Origin of the sequence: Caballeronia ptereochthonis (assembly GCF_001545075.1) — a bacterium.
Classification (GTDB): domain Bacteria; phylum Pseudomonadota; class Gammaproteobacteria; order Burkholderiales; family Burkholderiaceae; genus Caballeronia; species Caballeronia ptereochthonis.
Genome location: NZ_FCOB02000029.1, coordinates 37,370 through 53,792, shown reverse-complemented (window position 1 = coordinate 53,792; position 16,423 = coordinate 37,370). Strand labels below are relative to the sequence as shown.

Annotated in this window: 14 protein-coding genes; all 14 read left to right on the top strand. The window is 61.7% G+C overall.

From position 1 onward, the window contains the following. Positions 1-63 precede the first annotated feature (63 nt). Positions 64-948 carry a branched-chain amino acid ABC transporter permease gene (locus AWB83_RS26720; RefSeq protein WP_087048633.1) on the top strand — a complete coding sequence of 295 codons (885 nt, stop codon included), beginning with the start codon at positions 64-66 and terminating at the stop codon, positions 946-948. Further along, positions 948-1,919, top strand: a complete 972-nt coding sequence (locus AWB83_RS26715; protein WP_167389173.1) for a branched-chain amino acid ABC transporter permease — start codon at positions 948-950, stop codon at positions 1,917-1,919. The genes AWB83_RS26720 and AWB83_RS26715 overlap by 1 nt, the downstream gene beginning before the upstream one ends. A 521-nt stretch (positions 1,920-2,440) precedes the next feature. Continuing rightward, positions 2,441-3,607 carry an ABC transporter substrate-binding protein gene (locus AWB83_RS26710; protein WP_087048631.1) on the top strand — a complete coding sequence of 389 codons (1,167 nt, stop codon included), beginning with the start codon at positions 2,441-2,443 and terminating at the stop codon, positions 3,605-3,607. 288 nt (positions 3,608-3,895) lie between these two features. Further along, positions 3,896-5,068: an ABC transporter substrate-binding protein gene (locus AWB83_RS26705; protein WP_087048630.1), complete on the top strand. Its 1,173-nt coding sequence runs from the start codon at positions 3,896-3,898 to the stop codon at positions 5,066-5,068. A gap of 148 nt (positions 5,069-5,216) precedes the next feature. Continuing rightward, entirely contained in the window at positions 5,217-6,272 is a 1,056-nt protein-coding gene (locus AWB83_RS26700) for a branched-chain amino acid ABC transporter permease (RefSeq protein ID WP_087048629.1), read from the top strand. A 4-nt stretch (positions 6,273-6,276) separates the two neighbouring features. Beyond that, a complete protein-coding gene (locus AWB83_RS26695; RefSeq protein WP_087048628.1) occupies positions 6,277-8,061 on the top strand; it encodes a branched-chain amino acid ABC transporter ATP-binding protein/permease in 1,785 nt (594 codons plus the stop codon). After that, a complete protein-coding gene (locus tag AWB83_RS26690; protein WP_087048675.1) occupies positions 8,061-8,828 on the top strand; it encodes an ABC transporter ATP-binding protein in 768 nt (255 codons plus the stop codon). The genes AWB83_RS26695 and AWB83_RS26690 overlap by 1 nt, the downstream gene beginning before the upstream one ends. 158 nt (positions 8,829-8,986) lie before the next feature. Continuing rightward, a complete protein-coding gene (gene mnmG, locus AWB83_RS26685) occupies positions 8,987-10,951 on the top strand; it encodes a tRNA uridine-5-carboxymethylaminomethyl(34) synthesis enzyme MnmG (RefSeq protein ID WP_087048627.1) in 1,965 nt (654 codons plus the stop codon). Further along, positions 10,948-11,613, top strand: coding sequence for a 16S rRNA (guanine(527)-N(7))-methyltransferase RsmG (gene rsmG, locus AWB83_RS26680; RefSeq protein ID WP_087048626.1), 666 nt, complete (start codon positions 10,948-10,950; stop codon positions 11,611-11,613). Before mnmG ends, rsmG begins: the two co-directional genes overlap by 4 nt. A 77-nt stretch (positions 11,614-11,690) precedes the next feature. Beyond that, positions 11,691-12,470 carry a ParA family protein gene (locus AWB83_RS26675; protein ID WP_087048625.1) on the top strand — a complete coding sequence of 260 codons (780 nt, stop codon included), beginning with the start codon at positions 11,691-11,693 and terminating at the stop codon, positions 12,468-12,470. Positions 12,471-12,515: 45 nt separating this feature from the next. After that, positions 12,516-13,418, top strand: a complete 903-nt coding sequence (locus tag AWB83_RS26670) for a ParB/RepB/Spo0J family partition protein (protein WP_087048624.1) — start codon at positions 12,516-12,518, stop codon at positions 13,416-13,418. Between the two features lie 12 nt (positions 13,419-13,430). Further along, positions 13,431-14,567: an SLC13 family permease gene (locus AWB83_RS26665; RefSeq protein ID WP_087048623.1), complete on the top strand. Its 1,137-nt coding sequence runs from the start codon at positions 13,431-13,433 to the stop codon at positions 14,565-14,567. 223 nt (positions 14,568-14,790) lie between these two features. After that, a complete protein-coding gene (locus AWB83_RS26660; protein WP_087048622.1) occupies positions 14,791-15,324 on the top strand; it encodes an ATP synthase subunit I in 534 nt (177 codons plus the stop codon). Between the two features lie 177 nt (positions 15,325-15,501). Beyond that, the gene (atpB, locus tag AWB83_RS26655) at positions 15,502-16,353 is read left to right on the top strand and encodes a F0F1 ATP synthase subunit A (RefSeq protein ID WP_087048621.1); all 852 of its coding nucleotides are present in this window, start codon (positions 15,502-15,504) and stop codon (positions 16,351-16,353) included. Positions 16,354-16,423 lie beyond the last annotated feature (70 nt).

Sequence of the window (16,423 nt, the reverse complement as noted above, 5' to 3'; positions counted from 1 at the left end):
GGGCGGCCGGAAGGGCTGCCTTGCCGCCGCTCCCGCGTCAACACGTTTCTGACGGCAGGTTCAATGGAAATTTTCGGCATTCCACTCGCCGCGATGATGAGCCAGCTGTTGCTCGGGCTGGTGAACGGCTCGTTCTACGCGATCCTGAGCCTCGGGCTCGCGGTGATCTTCGGCCTGCTCAACGTCATCAATTTCGCGCACGGCGCACTCTTCATGCTGGGCGCCATGCTGGCGTGGATGGGCTACTCCTATTTCGACGTCCCGTACTGGGCGATGCTCGTGCTCGCGCCGGTCATCGTCGGGCTGTTCGGCGTCGTCGTCGAGCGTTCGATGCTGCGCTGGCTCTACAAGCTCGACCATCTGTACGGGCTCTTGCTCACCTTCGGCCTCACGCTCGTGATCGAAGGCGTGTTCCGCTCGATCTATGGTTCGTCGGGCCAGCCTTACGACGTGCCCTCGGTCCTTTCCGGCGCGACCAATCTCGGCTTCATGTTCCTGCCGAACTATCGCGCGTGGGTGGTGGTCGCGTCGCTCGCGGTGTGCTTCGCGACATGGTTCGTGATCGAGAAGACGCGTGTGGGCGCGTATCTGCGCGCGGGCACGGAGAATCCGAAGCTCGTCGAGGCGTTCGGCGTCAACGTGCCACTGATGATCACGCTCACTTACGGCTTCGGCGTCGCGCTCGCGGCGTTCGCGGGCGTGCTCGCGGCGCCCGTCATCCAGGTTTCGCCGCTGATGGGCCAGTCGATGATCATCACCGTGTTCGCGGTCGTCGTGATCGGCGGCATGGGCTCGATCATGGGTTCGATTCTGACGGGCCTGCTGCTCGGCGTGATCGAGGGCTTCACGCGCGTGTTCTATCCGGAAGCGTCCGCGACGGTCGTCTTCGTCATCATGGCGATCGTGTTGATGATTCGCCCGGCAGGACTCTTCGGCAAGGAAAAATGATGCAGAGAAAAGCGCTCTACGGCCTGTTGCTCGTCGGCCTGATCGTGGCGCCGTTCATCGGCGTGTATCCCCTGTTCATGATGAAGGTGCTGTGCTTCGCGCTCTTCGCGGCGGCGTTCAACCTCTTGATCGGCTATACGGGGCTGCTGTCGTTCGGGCACGCGATGTTTCTCGCGACCGCCGGCTACATCACCGGTTATGCGATCCAGACGCTCGGTTTGACGCCCGAACTCGGCGTGATCGTGGGCACGGCCGCCGCGACGCTGCTCGGCCTCGTGGCCGGCTTGCTGGCGATCCGGCGCCAGGGCATCTACTTCGCGATGGTCACGCTCGCGCTCGCGCAGATGGTGTACTTCGTCTTTCTGCAGGCGCCGTTCACGCACGGCGAGGACGGCCTGCAGGGCGTGCCGCGCGGCAAGCTCTTCAATGCCATCGACCTCGGCAACGACGTCACGCTCTACTACGTCGTGCTCATCGTGATGCTGCTCGCGTTCGCGCTGATCGTGCGCATCGTGCATTCGCCGTTCGGGCAGGTGCTGATCGCGATCAAGGAGAACGAGCCGCGCGCGGTCTCGCTCGGCTACGACACGTCGCGCTACAAGCTGCTCGCGTTCGTGCTGTCGGCGGGTCTCGCGGGTCTGGCGGGTGCGCTCAAGACGGTCGTGCTCGGCTTCGAAACGCTCGGCGACGCCTACTGGACGATGTCCGGCCTGGTCGTCCTGATGACGCTCGTCGGCGGCATGAGCACGATGTTCGGGCCGCTGCTCGGGGCCGCGATCATCGTCGCGCTGGAAGACCGGCTCGGCGACATCGGCAGCGGCATCGCGCGGCTCACCGGCATGACATGGTTCAACTCGCTGGGCGAATCGGTGACGATCGTGACGGGCATCATTTTCATCGCGTGCGTGCTGGCGTTCCGCCGGGGGATCGTCGGGGAGATCGTCGCGCGGGTCCGGCCTCTGCAGGGCTGAGGCGATTTGATTTGCGATACGAACAATTTGATGGAAGCAAAAAACTCGCGATATATTGCAAGAAATACGCCCCTTAGGGGTGCTTTCGTGCACCACTAGGGTAAATGCTAGGTTGTCGTGCAGTGTTGCGTTCTTTAACATGCGTCCTAGTTCTGTTGCACCCAAGATTTTTTGAGGTGGAGAACGAGGAGACATGAGGCACAAAGTGCCCGACCGAAAGCGCTGTTGGATGAGTCCAACAGCGCTTTTTTATTTGCCCGTTGATAATACGAAATAATCTCGCGGGCATTTTACAGCGGGATATTCCCGAGGGATTTTCCTTCCTGCGCGCGGCGTTGCAAAGGCGTTGAAAAGCCCCGCCGAAGTGCGTCGGAAAGCCTTCAAAACGCTTGCTGGGCGGCGCTTTCGTCCGTTAAACTGCATTTCCCGACCCATTGGTCGGCGATTATTTGCGGGTGCGAGTCACGGGCTGGCCGCAGGCAGTTCTTCACGAAGAAACACGATTTACGGGGCGCAAATCAATGAAGTCGGCTTTACGCGGTAAGGCGGTCGCAATGGCCGTCGCGGGATTATCGGCGGTATTCAGCAATCAGGTTTTGGCGGGCGTGAAAATAGGCGTGACGGTTTCGGCGACCGGGCCGGCCGCCTCGCTCGGCATTCCCGAAAAGAACACGATCTCGCTGCTGCCCAAGGAAATCGCGGGACAGAAGATGCAATACATCGTCCTCGACGACGCCACCGATTCCACTCAAGCCGTCAAGAACGCGCGCAAGCTCACGAGCGAGGATCACGTCGACGCGCTCGTCGGTTCGACTGTCGTGCCCAATTCGCTCGCGATGATCGACATCGCCGCGGAAACGCAGACGCCGATGATCTCGATGGCCGCGGCCGCGAGCATCGTCGAGCCCATGGACGCCAAGAAGGCATGGATCTTCAAGACGCCGCAGAACGACATCCTGATGGCCACCGCGATTGCGCAGCACATGTCGAATCACGGCGTGAAGACGGTCGCGTTCATCGGTTTTAGCGACGCCTACGGCGAGAGCTGGTTCAAGGAATTCTCGAAGTCGGCCGATCTCGCGAAGCTGAAGATCGTCGCAAACGAGCGCTTCGCGCGCAACGATGCATCGGTCACGGGCCAAGTGCTCAAGATGATGTCGCAGAATCCGGACGCGGTGCTGATCGCGGGGGCGGGCACGCCGGCCGCGCTGCCGCAGAAGACGCTCAAGGAGCGCGGCTACAAGGGCAAGATCTATCAGACGCACGGCGTCGCCAATAACGACTTCCTGCGCGTGTGCGGCAAGGATTGCGAAGGCACGTTCCTGCCCGCGGGTCCGCTGCTCGTCGCGGAGCAGCTGCCCGACAGCAATCCCGTGAAGCAGGCCGCGCTCACGTACAAGAAGGCCTATGAAGGCGCGTATGGCGCGGGCTCGGTGTCGACCTTCGGCGGTCACGCGTGGGACGCAGGCCTCATCCTGCAGCGCGCGATTCCCGCCGCGCTGAAGAAGGGGCAGCCCGGCACGCCGGCATTCCGCGAAGCGTTGCGCGCGGCCATCGAAGAGACGAGGAATCTGCCCGCATCGCACGGCATCTTCAACATGAGCCCCAACGATCACTCCGGACTGGACCAGCGCGCGCGCGTGATGGTGGAGATCGTCGGCGGCAAATGGAAGCTCTCGGGCAACTGACGGAATCGCATGTGAGCTGATTCGGAGAACAAAGGCGCGTTGCAAGGTAACGCGCCTTTTTTTCTGCGCTGTGCAGTGAAACAGCCGCGGCGAAAGAAGAGGGCGCATAGCCTCGCATGCAGCCGCGCAACGGTCAGGGAAAACCACCCTAGGCACGCAGTAACGCGGTAAATAGATTGGGGCGGCTCTTTGATTGGCCCAAAGAAGCTGCATCGATAACAACTCGCAGCAGCGCACCGCAGGGGTGCGTGCTGGCAAAAACGAGCAAGTCGCGTTTGGAGACAAGCAATGAAAACGAAGCAGGCATGGATCAGGACGAGCATCGCGCTCGCCATCGCGGGCAGCGCGCTCGCAGGCGCGGGCGCGGCGCTCGCGCAAGTGAAGATCGGCGTGACGCTCTCGGTGACGGGACCGGCCGCATCGCTCGGGATTCCCGAGAAAAATACATTCGCGCTCCTGCCGAAGGAAATCGGCGGGAAGTCGGTCGAGTACATCGTGCTCGATGACGGCTCCGACACGAGCCGCGCCGTGCAGAACACACGCAAGCTGATCGACGAGGATCACGTCGATGCGATCGTCGGCTCCACCGTGACGCCGAACTCGCTCGCCATGATCGATCCGGCCGCGGCCGGCAAGACGCCGATGATCTCGATGGCCGCATCGGCCGCGATCATCGCGCCGATGGATGCGAAGAAGGCGTGGGTCTTCAAGACCCCGCAGAACGATGCATTGATGGCCGACGCGATCGCGAGCTACATGGAGAAGCACGGCGTGAAGACGGTGGGCTTCATCGGCTTCGCGGATGCCTACGGCGACGGCTGGTACAACGTCTTCAACACGGCGGCGACGGCGCACAAGCTGAAGATTGTCGCGAACGAGCGGTATAACCGCACGGATACGTCGGTGACCGGCCAGGTGCTGAAGACGATGGGCGCGAACCCGGACGCGGTGCTGATCGCGGGCGCGGGCACGCCGTCGGCGCTGCCTGCGAAGGCGCTGAAGGAGCGCGGATACAAGGGCAAGGTCTATCAGACGCACGGCGTCGCCAACAACGACTTCCTGCGGGTGTGCGGCAAGGACTGCGAGGGGGAGATCCTGCCCGCGGGTCCGGTGCTCGTGACGGAACAACTGCCGGAAAGCAATCCGGTGAAGAAGTCGTCGGCGGCCTACAAGGACGCGTATGAAAAGGCCTACGGCGCGGGCTCGCTCTCGACCTTCGGCGGCCATGCGTGGGACGCGGGCCAGATGCTCCAGCGCGCGATTCCCGAAGCGCTGAAGAAAGGCCAGCCGGGCACCGAGGCGTTCCGCGAGGCACTGCGCGCCGCGCTCGAAAACCTGAAGGACCTGCCCGTGTCGCACGGCATCATGAACATGACGCCGACCGATCACAACGGCTTCGACAATCGCGCGCGCGTGATGGTGCAGATCGTCGACGGCAAGTGGAAGCTGCTGAACGACTGAGCTTCGCGAGACGCGCTTCATCGCGCGTTCCTGTTTCTTAATTTCGAGATGACCTGGCGGCGCACCGGCAACGGCGCGCCGCTTTGACCATGTTCCGGCGGATGCCGTTTTCGATCCGCCTGTTTTGCAGAAGCTCCGAAGAGGAAGTATGGACTTATCGATTGCGGCCATTCTCGCGCAGGACGGGATCACCACGGGTGCGATCTATGCCTTGCTCGCGCTCGCCCTGGTGCTCGTGTTCTCCGTGACGCGCGTCATTTTCATTCCGCAGGGCGAGTTCGTCGCGTACGGCGCGCTCACGCTGGCCGCGCTGCAGACGCAGAAGCTGCCGGCGACCTGCTATCTGCTCATCGCGATGGGCGTGGGCTGCTTCATCGCCGAAGTGGCGGGCATCGCGCGGCATCCTGCGCGATATCACCAGATCGGCCGCCTGCTGGCCGTGCTGGCGGGGAAGTATCTGCTGTTTCCCGCCGCTGTGGGGGGATTCACGCAAGCGGTCTTCGCCCAGCCTCTGCCGATGATCGCGCAGATTGCGCTGACGCTTCTGATCGTCGTGCCGATGGGTCCGTTCGTCTACCGGCTCGCGTATGAGCCGATCGCGGAGGCGAGCACGCTGTTGCTGCTGATCGTCGCGGTGGCCGTGCACTTCGCGATGGTCGGGCTCGGACTCGTCATGTTCGGCGCGGAAGGCTCGCGCACGACGGCGTTCTCCGACGCGAGCTTCAATCTCGGCAGCGTGTCCATCTCCGGGCAGAGCCTGTGGGTAGTCGGCACGGCTGTCGTGCTGATCGTGGCGCTTTACTTCTATTTCGATCGCACGATCTCCGGCAAGGCGCTGCGCGCGACGTCGGTGAACCGTCTGGGCGCGCGGCTCGTCGGCATCGGCACGACGCAGGCCGGGCGGCTCGCATTCACGCTCGCGGCCGGCCTCGGCGCGCTGTGCGGCGTGCTGGTCGCGCCGATCACGACCATCTATTACGACTCGGGCTTCCTGATCGGCCTGAAGGGTTTCGTGGGCGCCATCGTGGGCGGCCTGGTGAGCTACCCGCTCGCGGCGGCAGGCTCGCTGCTCGTGGGCTTGCTCGAATCGTATTCGTCGTTCTGGGCGAGCGCGTACAAGGAAGTGATCGTCTTCACCCTGATTATTCCGGTCCTGCTATGGCGAAGCCTCGCCAGCCCGCATTCGGATGAGGACGAGGAGTAAGCCGATGAAATTCCTGCATCGATATCGATTCTTCTGGATCTTCCTGGTGATCGTCTTCGCGTTGCCCGTGCTTCCGCGTCCGGTCGCCGTGCCCGAATACTGGATCACGCTGCTGAACTATATCGGCCTGTATTCGATCGTTGCGATCGGGCTCGTGCTGCTGACGGGTATCGGCGGCATGACGAGCTTCGGGCAGGCCGCGTTCGTGGGCGTAGGCGCCTACGCGACGGCCTTCCTGACGACGCGCTATGGCGTTTCGCCCTGGCTCGCGCTGATCGCGGGCGTCGTGCTGACGGCGTTCATCGCGCTCCTGCTCGGGCTCATCACGATGCGGCTTTCCGGGCACTTCCTGCCGCTCGGGACGATCGCGTGGGGCTTGTCGCTGTTCTATCTGTTCGGGAACATGGAGCTGCTCGGCAAATACGACGGCATCAACGGCATTCCGGTACTCAACCTGTTCGGGTGGCAGCTCGAGTCGGGCCGCAGCATTTACTACCTGATCTGGATCGTCGTGTTGCTCGCGGTGATTTCTGTTCAGAATCTGCTTAATAGTCGTCCGGGACGCGCGATCCGTGCGCTGCGCGGCGGGGGAACGATGGCCGAGGCGATGGGCGTCAACACCGCGTGGATGCGCGTGGTCATCTTCATTTACGCAGCCGTTCTGGCGGCCATTTCGGGCTTTCTGTATGCCCATTTGCAGCGGGCGGTGAACCCGACTCCGTTCGGGCTGAATCACGGCATCGAATTCCTGTTCATGGCCGTGGTCGGCGGCGTCTCGCATGTCTGGGGTGCGATTCTCGGCGCGACGATCCTCACCGTCCTGCAGGACTATCTTCAGACCTTGCTGCCGAAGCTGATCGGCGCGAACGGCAATTTCGAGATCATCGTGTTCGGCGTCGTGATGGTGCTGTTGCTGCAATACGCGCGGCAGGGCGTCTGGCCGTTCGTCGCCCGGATCTTTCCGCGCGGACCGCGCGCGCATGTACCCGAACAGAATGAATCATTGCCGCAGCGCAGCAAACCCGCGTCGGGCGAGCGGTTGCTGGTGGTCGAGAAGGCGCGTAAGCAGTTCGGCGGGCTCGTCGCCGTCAATGATGTGAGTTTCGAGGTGAAGGCGGGCGAGATCATCGGTTTGATCGGACCGAATGGCGCGGGCAAATCCACGACGTTCAATCTCGTTACCGGCGTGCTTCAGGCGACGAGCGGCGCGATCAGTTTCCACGGCGAGCGAATCGATCAGCTCACTTCACGTGAAATCGTCAAGCGCGGCATTGGGCGGACGTTTCAGCACGTCAAGATGCTGCCCGGGATGAGCGTGCTGGAGAACGTCGCGATCGGCGCGCATCTGCGTGGGAATACGGGTGTGTGGCGCAGTATCGTGCGGCTGAATGCGGCGGAAGAGGCGCGGTTGATGTCGGAAGCTGTGAAGCAAATTGCGCGCGTCGGTCTGGAGAAGCACATCTACAGCGAAGCGGGCAGTCTTGCGCTCGGCCAGCAGCGGATTCTCGAAATCGCCCGCGCGCTTTGCTGCGATCCAACGTTGCTGTTGCTAGACGAGCCTGCGGCGGGCCTGCGTTATCAGGAGAAGCTGCAACTCGCCGATCTGTTGAGAAAGCTGCGGGCTGAAGGCATGAGCATTCTGCTGGTCGAGCACGACATGGATTTCGTGATGAATCTCACGGATCGTCTGGTGGTGATGGAATTCGGCACAAAGATAGCGGAAGGATTGCCGAAGGACGTCCAGAAAGATCCGGCGGTGCTCGAGGCGTATCTGGGCGGGGTGGAATGATGACGAAAGGATCGAACGCGGTGGCTAACCCGATTCTGCAGGTGGAAGGCTTGTCTGTGCGATACGGCAAGGTTGAAGCACTGCACGATGGCAAGCTGACGGTGGGAGCAGGACAGATCGTTTCGGTGATCGGGCCGAACGGCGCGGGGAAGTCGACGCTGCTCAACGCGATCATGGGTGCGTTGCCGCAGACGGGACATGCGAAGGGCACCGTGCGTTATCTTGGGGAAAACGTTTCTGCGCTCGCAATCGAGCGCCGTGTTTCACGTGGAATGTGCCTCGTACCTGAGAAACGCGAACTGTTCTCGACGATGACCGTCGAGGACAACCTGGTTCTCGGCGCGTATCGACGCAAGCGGGCGGGCGAACGGAATTACCTCGATCAACTCGACCACGTCTTCGAGCTGTTTCCCAGGCTCAAGGAGCGCCGCAAGCAAGCGGCGGGAACGCTGTCGGGTGGAGAGCGGCAAATGCTGGCGGTCGGCAGGGCGCTGATGGGCAAGCCGCAGTTGCTCATGCTGGACGAGCCCAGTCTTGGTCTCGCACCGCTCATCGTCAAGGAGATTTTCCACATCATCAGTGCGCTTCGTCAGACGGGTGTAGCGACGCTTTTGATCGAGCAGAATGCTCGCGCCGCGCTGCAAATCTCCGATTACGGCTATGTGCTGGAAACGGGCGAATTCGCGCTGGAAGGCAATGCGGACGATTTGCAGCACAATCCGCAAGTCATCGAGACCTACCTGGGTCTGACAAAAAAAGTCGCATAAACGCGACATCCGCAAGTACCTGGATATGGCGTGTTTCACGTGAAACACGCCATTTTTTCGTCCTTAGCCGATCGGTCGAATTCGAGGTGAAGAGGAAACCGTTATAATTTAAAGCTATTCCCTCTTCAGGTTCGTGTCGTTCGTACACGAAATCTCCAATGCTTTATCCGACAGAATTCGATGTGATCGTCGTTGGCGGCGGTCATGCAGGCACTGAGGCCGCGCTTGCTTCCGCGCGCATGGGCTGCAAAACGCTCCTTTTGACCCACAACATCGAGACGCTAGGCCAAATGAGCTGCAATCCGTCGATCGGTGGTATCGGCAAGGGCCATCTGGTCAAAGAAGTCGATGCACTCGGCGGCGCCATGGCGGCGGCCACGGACGAGGCGGGCATTCAGTTCCGGATTCTCAACTCGTCGAAGGGTCCGGCCGTGCGCGCGACGCGCGCGCAGGCCGACCGGCTCCTGTACAAGCAGGCAATCCGTCATCGGCTGGAGAACCAGCCGAATCTGTGGCTGTTTCAGCAGGCCGTCGATGATCTGATGGTCGAAGGCGACCGGGTCGTCGGGGCTGTCACGCAGGTTGGGTTGCGCTTCCGCGCCCGCGCTGTCGTTTTGACGGCTGGGACCTTCCTCGACGGCAAGATCCACGTCGGACTGAACAATTATGTCGGCGGACGCGCAGGCGATCCGGCTGCGGTGTCGCTCTCGGCTCGACTCAAGGAGCTGAAGCTGCCACAAGGCCGCCTCAAGACTGGCACGCCGCCGCGTATCGACGGCCGTACCATCGACTTTTCCAAGCTCGAAGAGCAGCCGGGCGATCTCGATCCGATCCCGGTTTTCTCGTTCCTTGGGCGTGTCGAGCAACATCCGCGTCAGATGCCGTGCTGGGTCACGCATACGAACGCGCAAACGCACGACATCATTCGCTCCGGTCTGGACCGTTCGCCGATGTACACCGGTGTCATCGAAGGTGTTGGGCCGCGCTATTGCCCGTCGATCGAGGACAAGATTCATCGTTTTGCATCGAAGGACGCGCATCAGATCTTTCTGGAGCCGGAAGGGCTGACCACGAACGAGTTTTATCCGAACGGCATCTCCACGAGCCTTCCGTTCGACGTCCAGCTCAATCTTGTTCGCTCCATGTACGGGCTCGAGCACGCGCATATCCTGCGTCCCGGCTATGCCATCGAGTACGACTATTTCGATCCGCGTGCGCTGAAGGCATCGCTTGAAACGAAGGCGATCAACGGTCTGTTCTTCGCGGGACAGATCAACGGTACGACCGGATATGAAGAGGCCGCCGCGCAAGGGCTGCTCGCGGGTATCAATGCGGGTCTGCAAGTTCAAGGCAAAGAGCCTTGGTCGCCGCGCCGCGATCAGGCCTATCTGGGCGTGCTCGTCGACGATCTCGTCACGCGTGGTGTTTCGGAGCCGTATCGTATGTTCACGAGCCGGGCGGAATACCGTCTGTCGCTCCGGGAGGACAACGCGGATATGCGTTTGACGGAGATCGGACGCGAACTGGGCGTTATCGACGACGTTCGCTGGGAGGCTTTCAGTCGCAAGCGCGATGCTGTTTCACGTGAAACACAGCGCCTTCGTTCGACATGGGTCAATCCGAAGACCCTGCCGACGGAGGAAGCGACAGCGTTGCTCGGGAAACCGATCGATCACGAATACAGTCTTGCAGATCTTCTGCGCCGTCCGGGCGTATCGTATGACGGAATCTGCGCGCTCCGTGATGGCGCGTGCGGACCGGAAGCGCCGCTTGCCGACGATCCTGTGCTGCTGGCGCAGATCAAGGAACAGATCGAGATCGGCGTGAAGTATCAGGGTTACATCGACCGCCAGGCAGATGAAATCGTGCGGAACGGCGCGCAGGAAAACACGCGCCTGCCCGAAGGAATCGACTACAACGACGTTCGCGGGTTGTCCTTCGAAGCGCGCCAGAAGCTGATTCAGCATCGCCCGGAGACGATCGGCCAGGCGTCGCGCATTTCCGGCATTACGCCGGCCGCGATTTCGCTCCTCATGGTGCATCTCAAGCGCGGAATCGGGCGCCGTGGCCGCAATTCGGCGGACGGGAATGGCGCAGCGGATAACACGACGGCGGTTCAATGACGGAGCGCAATTCATCCCTGGCGACGACGCTCGATCAGGGCGTCGCCGAACTCGGCCTTGCGCTGTCGCCCTCGCAAAAGCAAAAACTGCTCGACTATGTCGCGCTGCTCGGCAAATGGAACGCCGTCTACAACCTGACGGCGATCCGCGACCCGCAGCAGATGATGATTCAACACATTCTGGATTCACTCGCCATCGTTCCGGCGGTGGCCGCGCGCAATCCGGCGACGGCGCTCGACGTCGGTTCCGGCGGCGGACTGCCCGGCATCGTGCTGGCGATCGCTCTGCCCGAACTGCGGGTCACGCTGAACGACATCGTTCACAAAAAAACCGCGTTTCAGTCACAGGCAAAGGTGCAATTGGGGTTGAGCAACCTGTCGGTCGTGACCGGCCGCGTCGAAAGTCTGCGTCCGGGCATTGAAGTGCCGGAAAAATTCGACGTAATCGTGTCGCGCGCATTCGCAGAGCTCTCCGATTTCGTTACACTTGCGCGTCACCTGCTTGCCGTTGATGGACGGATTCTGGCGATGAAGGGCGTAAGGCCCGATGCCGAAGTCGCGCGATTGCCCAAAGGCGCCACAGTGCTCGGAATCGAGCGCCTGAGCGTTCCCAGGCTCGACGCGGAGCGGCATCTCGTCGAGATCGCCGTAGGACCGGGATGACGGTCCGCCGCACCGTTTTGATCCGGCATTTCAGGCACGCTGATCTTCTGACAGCGAGAAAACGAGGACACTAAACGATGGCAAAAATCTTCTGCGTCGCAAATCAGAAGGGCGGCGTTGGAAAGACCACGACAGCGGTCAATCTCGCGGCGAGCCTTGCCGGGCTCGATCAGCGCGTGCTGCTGATCGATCTGGATCCGCAGGGCAATGCCACGATGGGCAGCGGCATCGACAAGGCGGCGTGCGAGAGCACGGTCTACGAAGTGCTCGTCGATGGCGTTACGCTGCGCGAGGCACGCTTGCGCCCGGCCACCGTCGGATACGACGTGCTGCCGGCGAATCGCGAGCTCGCGGGCGCGGAAGTCGAGCTCGTGGACATGGAGAATCGCGAGCGCATTCTTCGTGGCGCGATTGCCGAGGTAGTCGATGACTATGACTTCGTGCTGATCGATTGCCCGCCGGCGCTTTCGCTGCTGACGCTCAATGCGTTGTGTGCGGCGCACGGCGTCGTGATCCCGATGCAGTGCGAATACTTCGCGCTGGAGGGACTGTCGGATCTGGTGAACACCATCAAGCAGGTCCACGCGAATCTGAATCGCGATCTGAAGGTCATCGGCCTGTTGCGCGTGATGTTCGATCCACGGATCACGCTGCAGCAACAAGTGTCCGACCAGCTGAAGGAACACTTCGGCAGCAAGCTGTTTGACGTCGTCATTCCGCGTAACGTGCGTCTTGCCGAGGCGCCGAGTTACGGGCTGCCGGGCGTCGTGTTCGACAAGTCGTCGCGCGGGGCGCAGGCGTATATCCAGTTCGGCACGGAAATGATCGAGCGCGTGCGTGCGCTCGACCTGAACTAGTCAAACCCACTCGATGCGGCAGGGAACGCCGACGGAGGAACCGAGATGAGCGCTGTGATGAAAAAGAAGGGTTTGGGCCGAGGCCTGGATGCATTGCTCGGCGGCAGCGTCGACATTACGGAAGCCGTGCGCGGCGAGGGCTCGCCCTCGGTGCTGCCGCTCGACAAGATGCAGGCCGGCAAATATCAGCCGCGGACACGCATGGACGAGGGCGCGCTCCAGGAGCTCGCTGCCAGCATCCGCGCGCAAGGCCTGATGCAGCCCATTCTCGTGCGCTCGGTGGGTGAGGACCGTTACGAGATCATCGCGGGCGAGCGACGCTTCCGCGCTGCGCGCCTCGCCGGACTCGACGAAGTGCCGGTGCTGGTGAAAAACGTGCCAGATCAGGCCGCCGCAGCGATGGCGCTGATCGAAAACATCCAGCGCGAGGATCTGAATCCGCTGGAAGAGGCGCAGGGCATCCAGCGGCTGCTCGACGAATTCCGCTTCACGCACGAGCAGGCAGCCGAGTCGGTCGGGCGCTCGCGTAGTGCGGTATCGAATCTTCTGCGTCTTCTGAACCTCGCCACGCCCGTGCAGACGATGCTGCTCGCCGGCGATCTCGACATGGGTCACGCACGCGCGCTTCTCGCCGTCGATGCGGCCACCCAGATCCAGCTCGCCAATCACGTGGTGAACCGTCGCCTGTCGGTGCGTGAAACCGAACGGCTCGTCGCCGCGACGACCAAGGAAGCGCCTGCGACGAAGGCGCGCGTCGCGAACGACGGCGGTCGCGATACGCGTCGTCTCGAAGAGGAGCTGTCGGATCTGCTGTCCGCCAACGTGAAGATCAAGCTCGGTGGGAGAGGGCGCGGCAAGGTCACCATCGACTTCGGCAATCTCGATTCGCTCGAGGGCATCCTTTCGAAGCTGCGCGGCAGCATCGAAACGCCGGCTCCCGCTGCCTGATTCGCGCGCATCTTGTCCGAGTTCAATGCCAAGCGCACACGGCCCGACTTCTTCACACGCATCTGGAGAACCGTCTCGAAGGAGCCGGTTCTCGCGATTCTCGTGTTTGCGCTCGTCGTGCTTCAGATCGCGCATCCGCGCGCGTGGATGTCGTTGCCCGGTCTCGTCGACTGGCAGACGGTGCTTACGCTCGCCGGTCTTCTCATCCTGACCAAAGCCATCGAATTGTCAGGATTCCTGATGTGGGCGGCGCATCGGCTGGTGCACCACGTTCATGGCGAGCGCACGCTGGCGCTGCTGCTCGTCGCGCTCGCCGCCGGACTTTCAACGGTGCTGACCAACGATGTCGCGCTCTTTGCCGTCGTGCCGCTCGCATTGTCGCTGCATAAGCTCGCGCCGCTGCCAATCAAGCGGCTCGTCATCGTGATCGCACTGGCGGTCAATGCGGGATCGATCCTCACGCCGCTCGGCAATCCGCAGAACCTGTTTCTCTGGCAGACGAGCGGCGTCGCGTTTCCCACGTTTGTGTGGGCGCTGCTGCCTTTGTGCGCCGCGTTGATGGTCTTGCTCGGGGTGGTGACGTTCGCGATGTTCCGCGCTCAACCGCTCGATCTCTCCGGCGATGTCGAGGCGCATCGTGTCGATCGCGTGCTGTGCGGCGTCGGCGTGCTCGCGTTCGCTGCCTTCGTGACGCTCGCCGATGCGCATCATGCCGGCCCGGCGCTCGCCGCGCTTGCCATCGGCTTCCTCCTGTGGCGCCGCGAAGTCGTATTCAAGATCGACTGGCTGTTGCTGCTCATCTTCGTGCTGATGTTCATTGTGCTGCGCAGCGCCGCCGCTTTGCCTTCGATTCATGAAGCCATCGCCCATCTCGGCGTAAGCACGCCGGTGCGCGCGTATGCGGCAGGCGCCGTGCTTTCGCAAGCGATCAGCAATGTGCCCGCAGCCATCGTTCTCGCGGAATTTTCCAAGGACTGGCGCGCGCTTGCCTTTGGCGTGAGCGTGGGCGGCTTCGGAGTGGCGATCGGTTCACTGGCCAATCTCATTGCCGTTCGACTGTCGGGTGAAAAGGGCATGTGGATGCCGTTTCACATCGTGTCGATACCATTCTGGATCGTGGCAATGGTCATCGGTTGGGCGCTCATTTGACGCTCAGCGGATGCTTCGGCATCGACTGAAAATCTCCTTGCAATTGCAAGAGAAATCTCGCTTTCGAGACCGTTTTTTAAGGCCTGTCTGCTTGGCTTTTGACACGCCTAAACTATTGAATCCGTGACAACAATCGCTTACAATCCCCCGGATTTATCAGCTAGGCCACCTCGAAAGCGCAGCGAAAGCGCAAGGTGATTTCCCCGGACTTTTGGTTGAAGGTTTGAAGACGGTGCGAGAGGAAAGTCGAGCGCCGAACGCTCACGCAACCGGCGAAGCGAACGCCTCCGGAAATCAGCCGCGCAGTTCGTCGAGCGAGTCGTGGGATGCCGAGGCGCAAGATAACAATATCGTTCCGCTCACCCGGAGTCAGGCAGAGAAGCTGTTTGGCCCCGAAGTGAGTCGTCCATCGCGTGTCACGCCCTACAGAGTCGTGGCGGCGCAAATGGTTTTGTCCCTGGGTGCGACGCTGTTGTGGTGGCTGTTCTACAAGCCGCCGGGTGATGCTGCGCTGTCCGCCTTTCTGGGAGGAGCAATCTGCTGGGTGCCGAGCGCGTTGTTCGCCGCGCGCCTGAAAGCGAAGAGCGGCGCGGAAACGATCATGAGCTGGATGATCGGCGAGGCGCTCAAGATGGGAGCGACGATCGCCATGTTCGTGGCGGTGGCGTACTGGTACAAGAGCGCGTTGTGGCTGCCGCTGCTCGTCACGTACATCGTCGCTTTGAAGACTTACTGGGTAGCGATGGCGCTACGGTGACGATTCTTGACGTCCCAGGTAAGTGCCGGCAGCACCGGATGCAAGTAGCATCACAGATGAATAAGTGCGGACCCTGTTCCGCGCTCGGGCCTTCCGCCCCGGAGACGTAACGCGAAGCGACGGCTCGGAAGCGGCAGGCGGCGAAAGATTTTTGACAATTTGGGTGGCTTTAACGATATGGCAGCTAGCGAAGGAACGCACGCTCTGGATCCGTCCGAGTACATTGCGCACCACTTGCAGAATCTTTCCACGCACGCGCAGACGTCGATCTTCGATATCCACGTCTGGAATCTCGACACGTTGTTCTGGTCGATCGTGTGCGGTCTCTTGACCATCATCATTCTCGGCCTCGCGGCCCGCAAGGCGACGTCCGGCGTTCCCGGCCGTTTCCAGTGCGCAATCGAGATGCTGGTCGAAATGGTCGAAGACCAGTCGAAGTCGATGATCCACGGCAGCCGCCGCTTCATCGCTCCGCTCGCGCTGACCGTGTTCGTCTGGGTCGCCCTGATGAACTCGCTCGACTTCATCCCCGTGGATCTGCCCGGCCGCGTCATCGGCTGGCTAGGTCTCGAGCACGTGCTGCCCCACCATCGCATCGTTCCGACGGCTGACCTCAACGGCACCATCGGCATCGCGCTCGGCGTGTTCGTGCTGATGATCTACTACAACTTCAAGATCAAGGGCGCAGGCGGCTTCGTGCACGAGCTGCTGTCCGCTCCGTTCGGCGCGCATCCGCTCCTGTGGATTCCGAACCTCGCGCTGAACATCATCGAGTTCGTCGCCAAGACGGTTTCGCTCGGCATGCGGCTTTTCGGCAACATGTACGCCGGCGAACTGCTGTTCCTCCTGATCGCCCTTCTGGGCAGCATGTGGACGTTCGGTGCGGACGCTTCGTTGCTCGGCTTCATCGGTCATGTGATCGCGGGCACGGTTTGGGCGATCTTCCACATTCTGATCGTGCTGTTGCAAGCGTTCATTTTCATGATGCTGACGCTGGTGTACATCGGCCAGGCGCATGACGCACACTGACGCGCTGCAGTCGTTCCGGAATCGTTCAGGTTTCAAGTTTTCGTTTTTATAAATCCAGTTCCAAAGTCTT

Bases quoted from the DNA above. Each gene is read 5' to 3' on its own strand.
- AWB83_RS26675 (WP_087048625.1), top strand. From the start codon at position 11,691: ATGGCAAAAATCTTCTGCGTCGCAAATCAGAAGGGCGGCGTTGGAAAG.
- rsmG (WP_087048626.1), top strand. From the start codon at position 10,948: ATGACGGAGCGCAATTCATCCCTGGCGACGACGCTCGATCAGGGCGTC.
- AWB83_RS26695 (WP_087048628.1), top strand. From the start codon at position 6,277: ATGAAATTCCTGCATCGATATCGATTCTTCTGGATCTTCCTGGTGATC.
- AWB83_RS26715 (WP_167389173.1), top strand. From the start codon at position 948: ATGCAGAGAAAAGCGCTCTACGGCCTGTTGCTCGTCGGCCTGATCGTG.
- AWB83_RS26670 (WP_087048624.1), top strand. From the start codon at position 12,516: ATGAGCGCTGTGATGAAAAAGAAGGGTTTGGGCCGAGGCCTGGATGCA.
- mnmG (WP_087048627.1), top strand. From the start codon at position 8,987: ATGCTTTATCCGACAGAATTCGATGTGATCGTCGTTGGCGGCGGTCAT.
- atpB (WP_087048621.1), top strand. From the start codon at position 15,502: ATGGCAGCTAGCGAAGGAACGCACGCTCTGGATCCGTCCGAGTACATT.
- AWB83_RS26705 (WP_087048630.1), top strand. From the start codon at position 3,896: ATGAAAACGAAGCAGGCATGGATCAGGACGAGCATCGCGCTCGCCATC.
- AWB83_RS26720 (WP_087048633.1), top strand. From the start codon at position 64: ATGGAAATTTTCGGCATTCCACTCGCCGCGATGATGAGCCAGCTGTTG.
- AWB83_RS26690 (WP_087048675.1), top strand. From the start codon at position 8,061: ATGACGAAAGGATCGAACGCGGTGGCTAACCCGATTCTGCAGGTGGAA.
- AWB83_RS26700 (WP_087048629.1), top strand. From the start codon at position 5,217: ATGGACTTATCGATTGCGGCCATTCTCGCGCAGGACGGGATCACCACG.
- AWB83_RS26710 (WP_087048631.1), top strand. From the start codon at position 2,441: ATGAAGTCGGCTTTACGCGGTAAGGCGGTCGCAATGGCCGTCGCGGGA.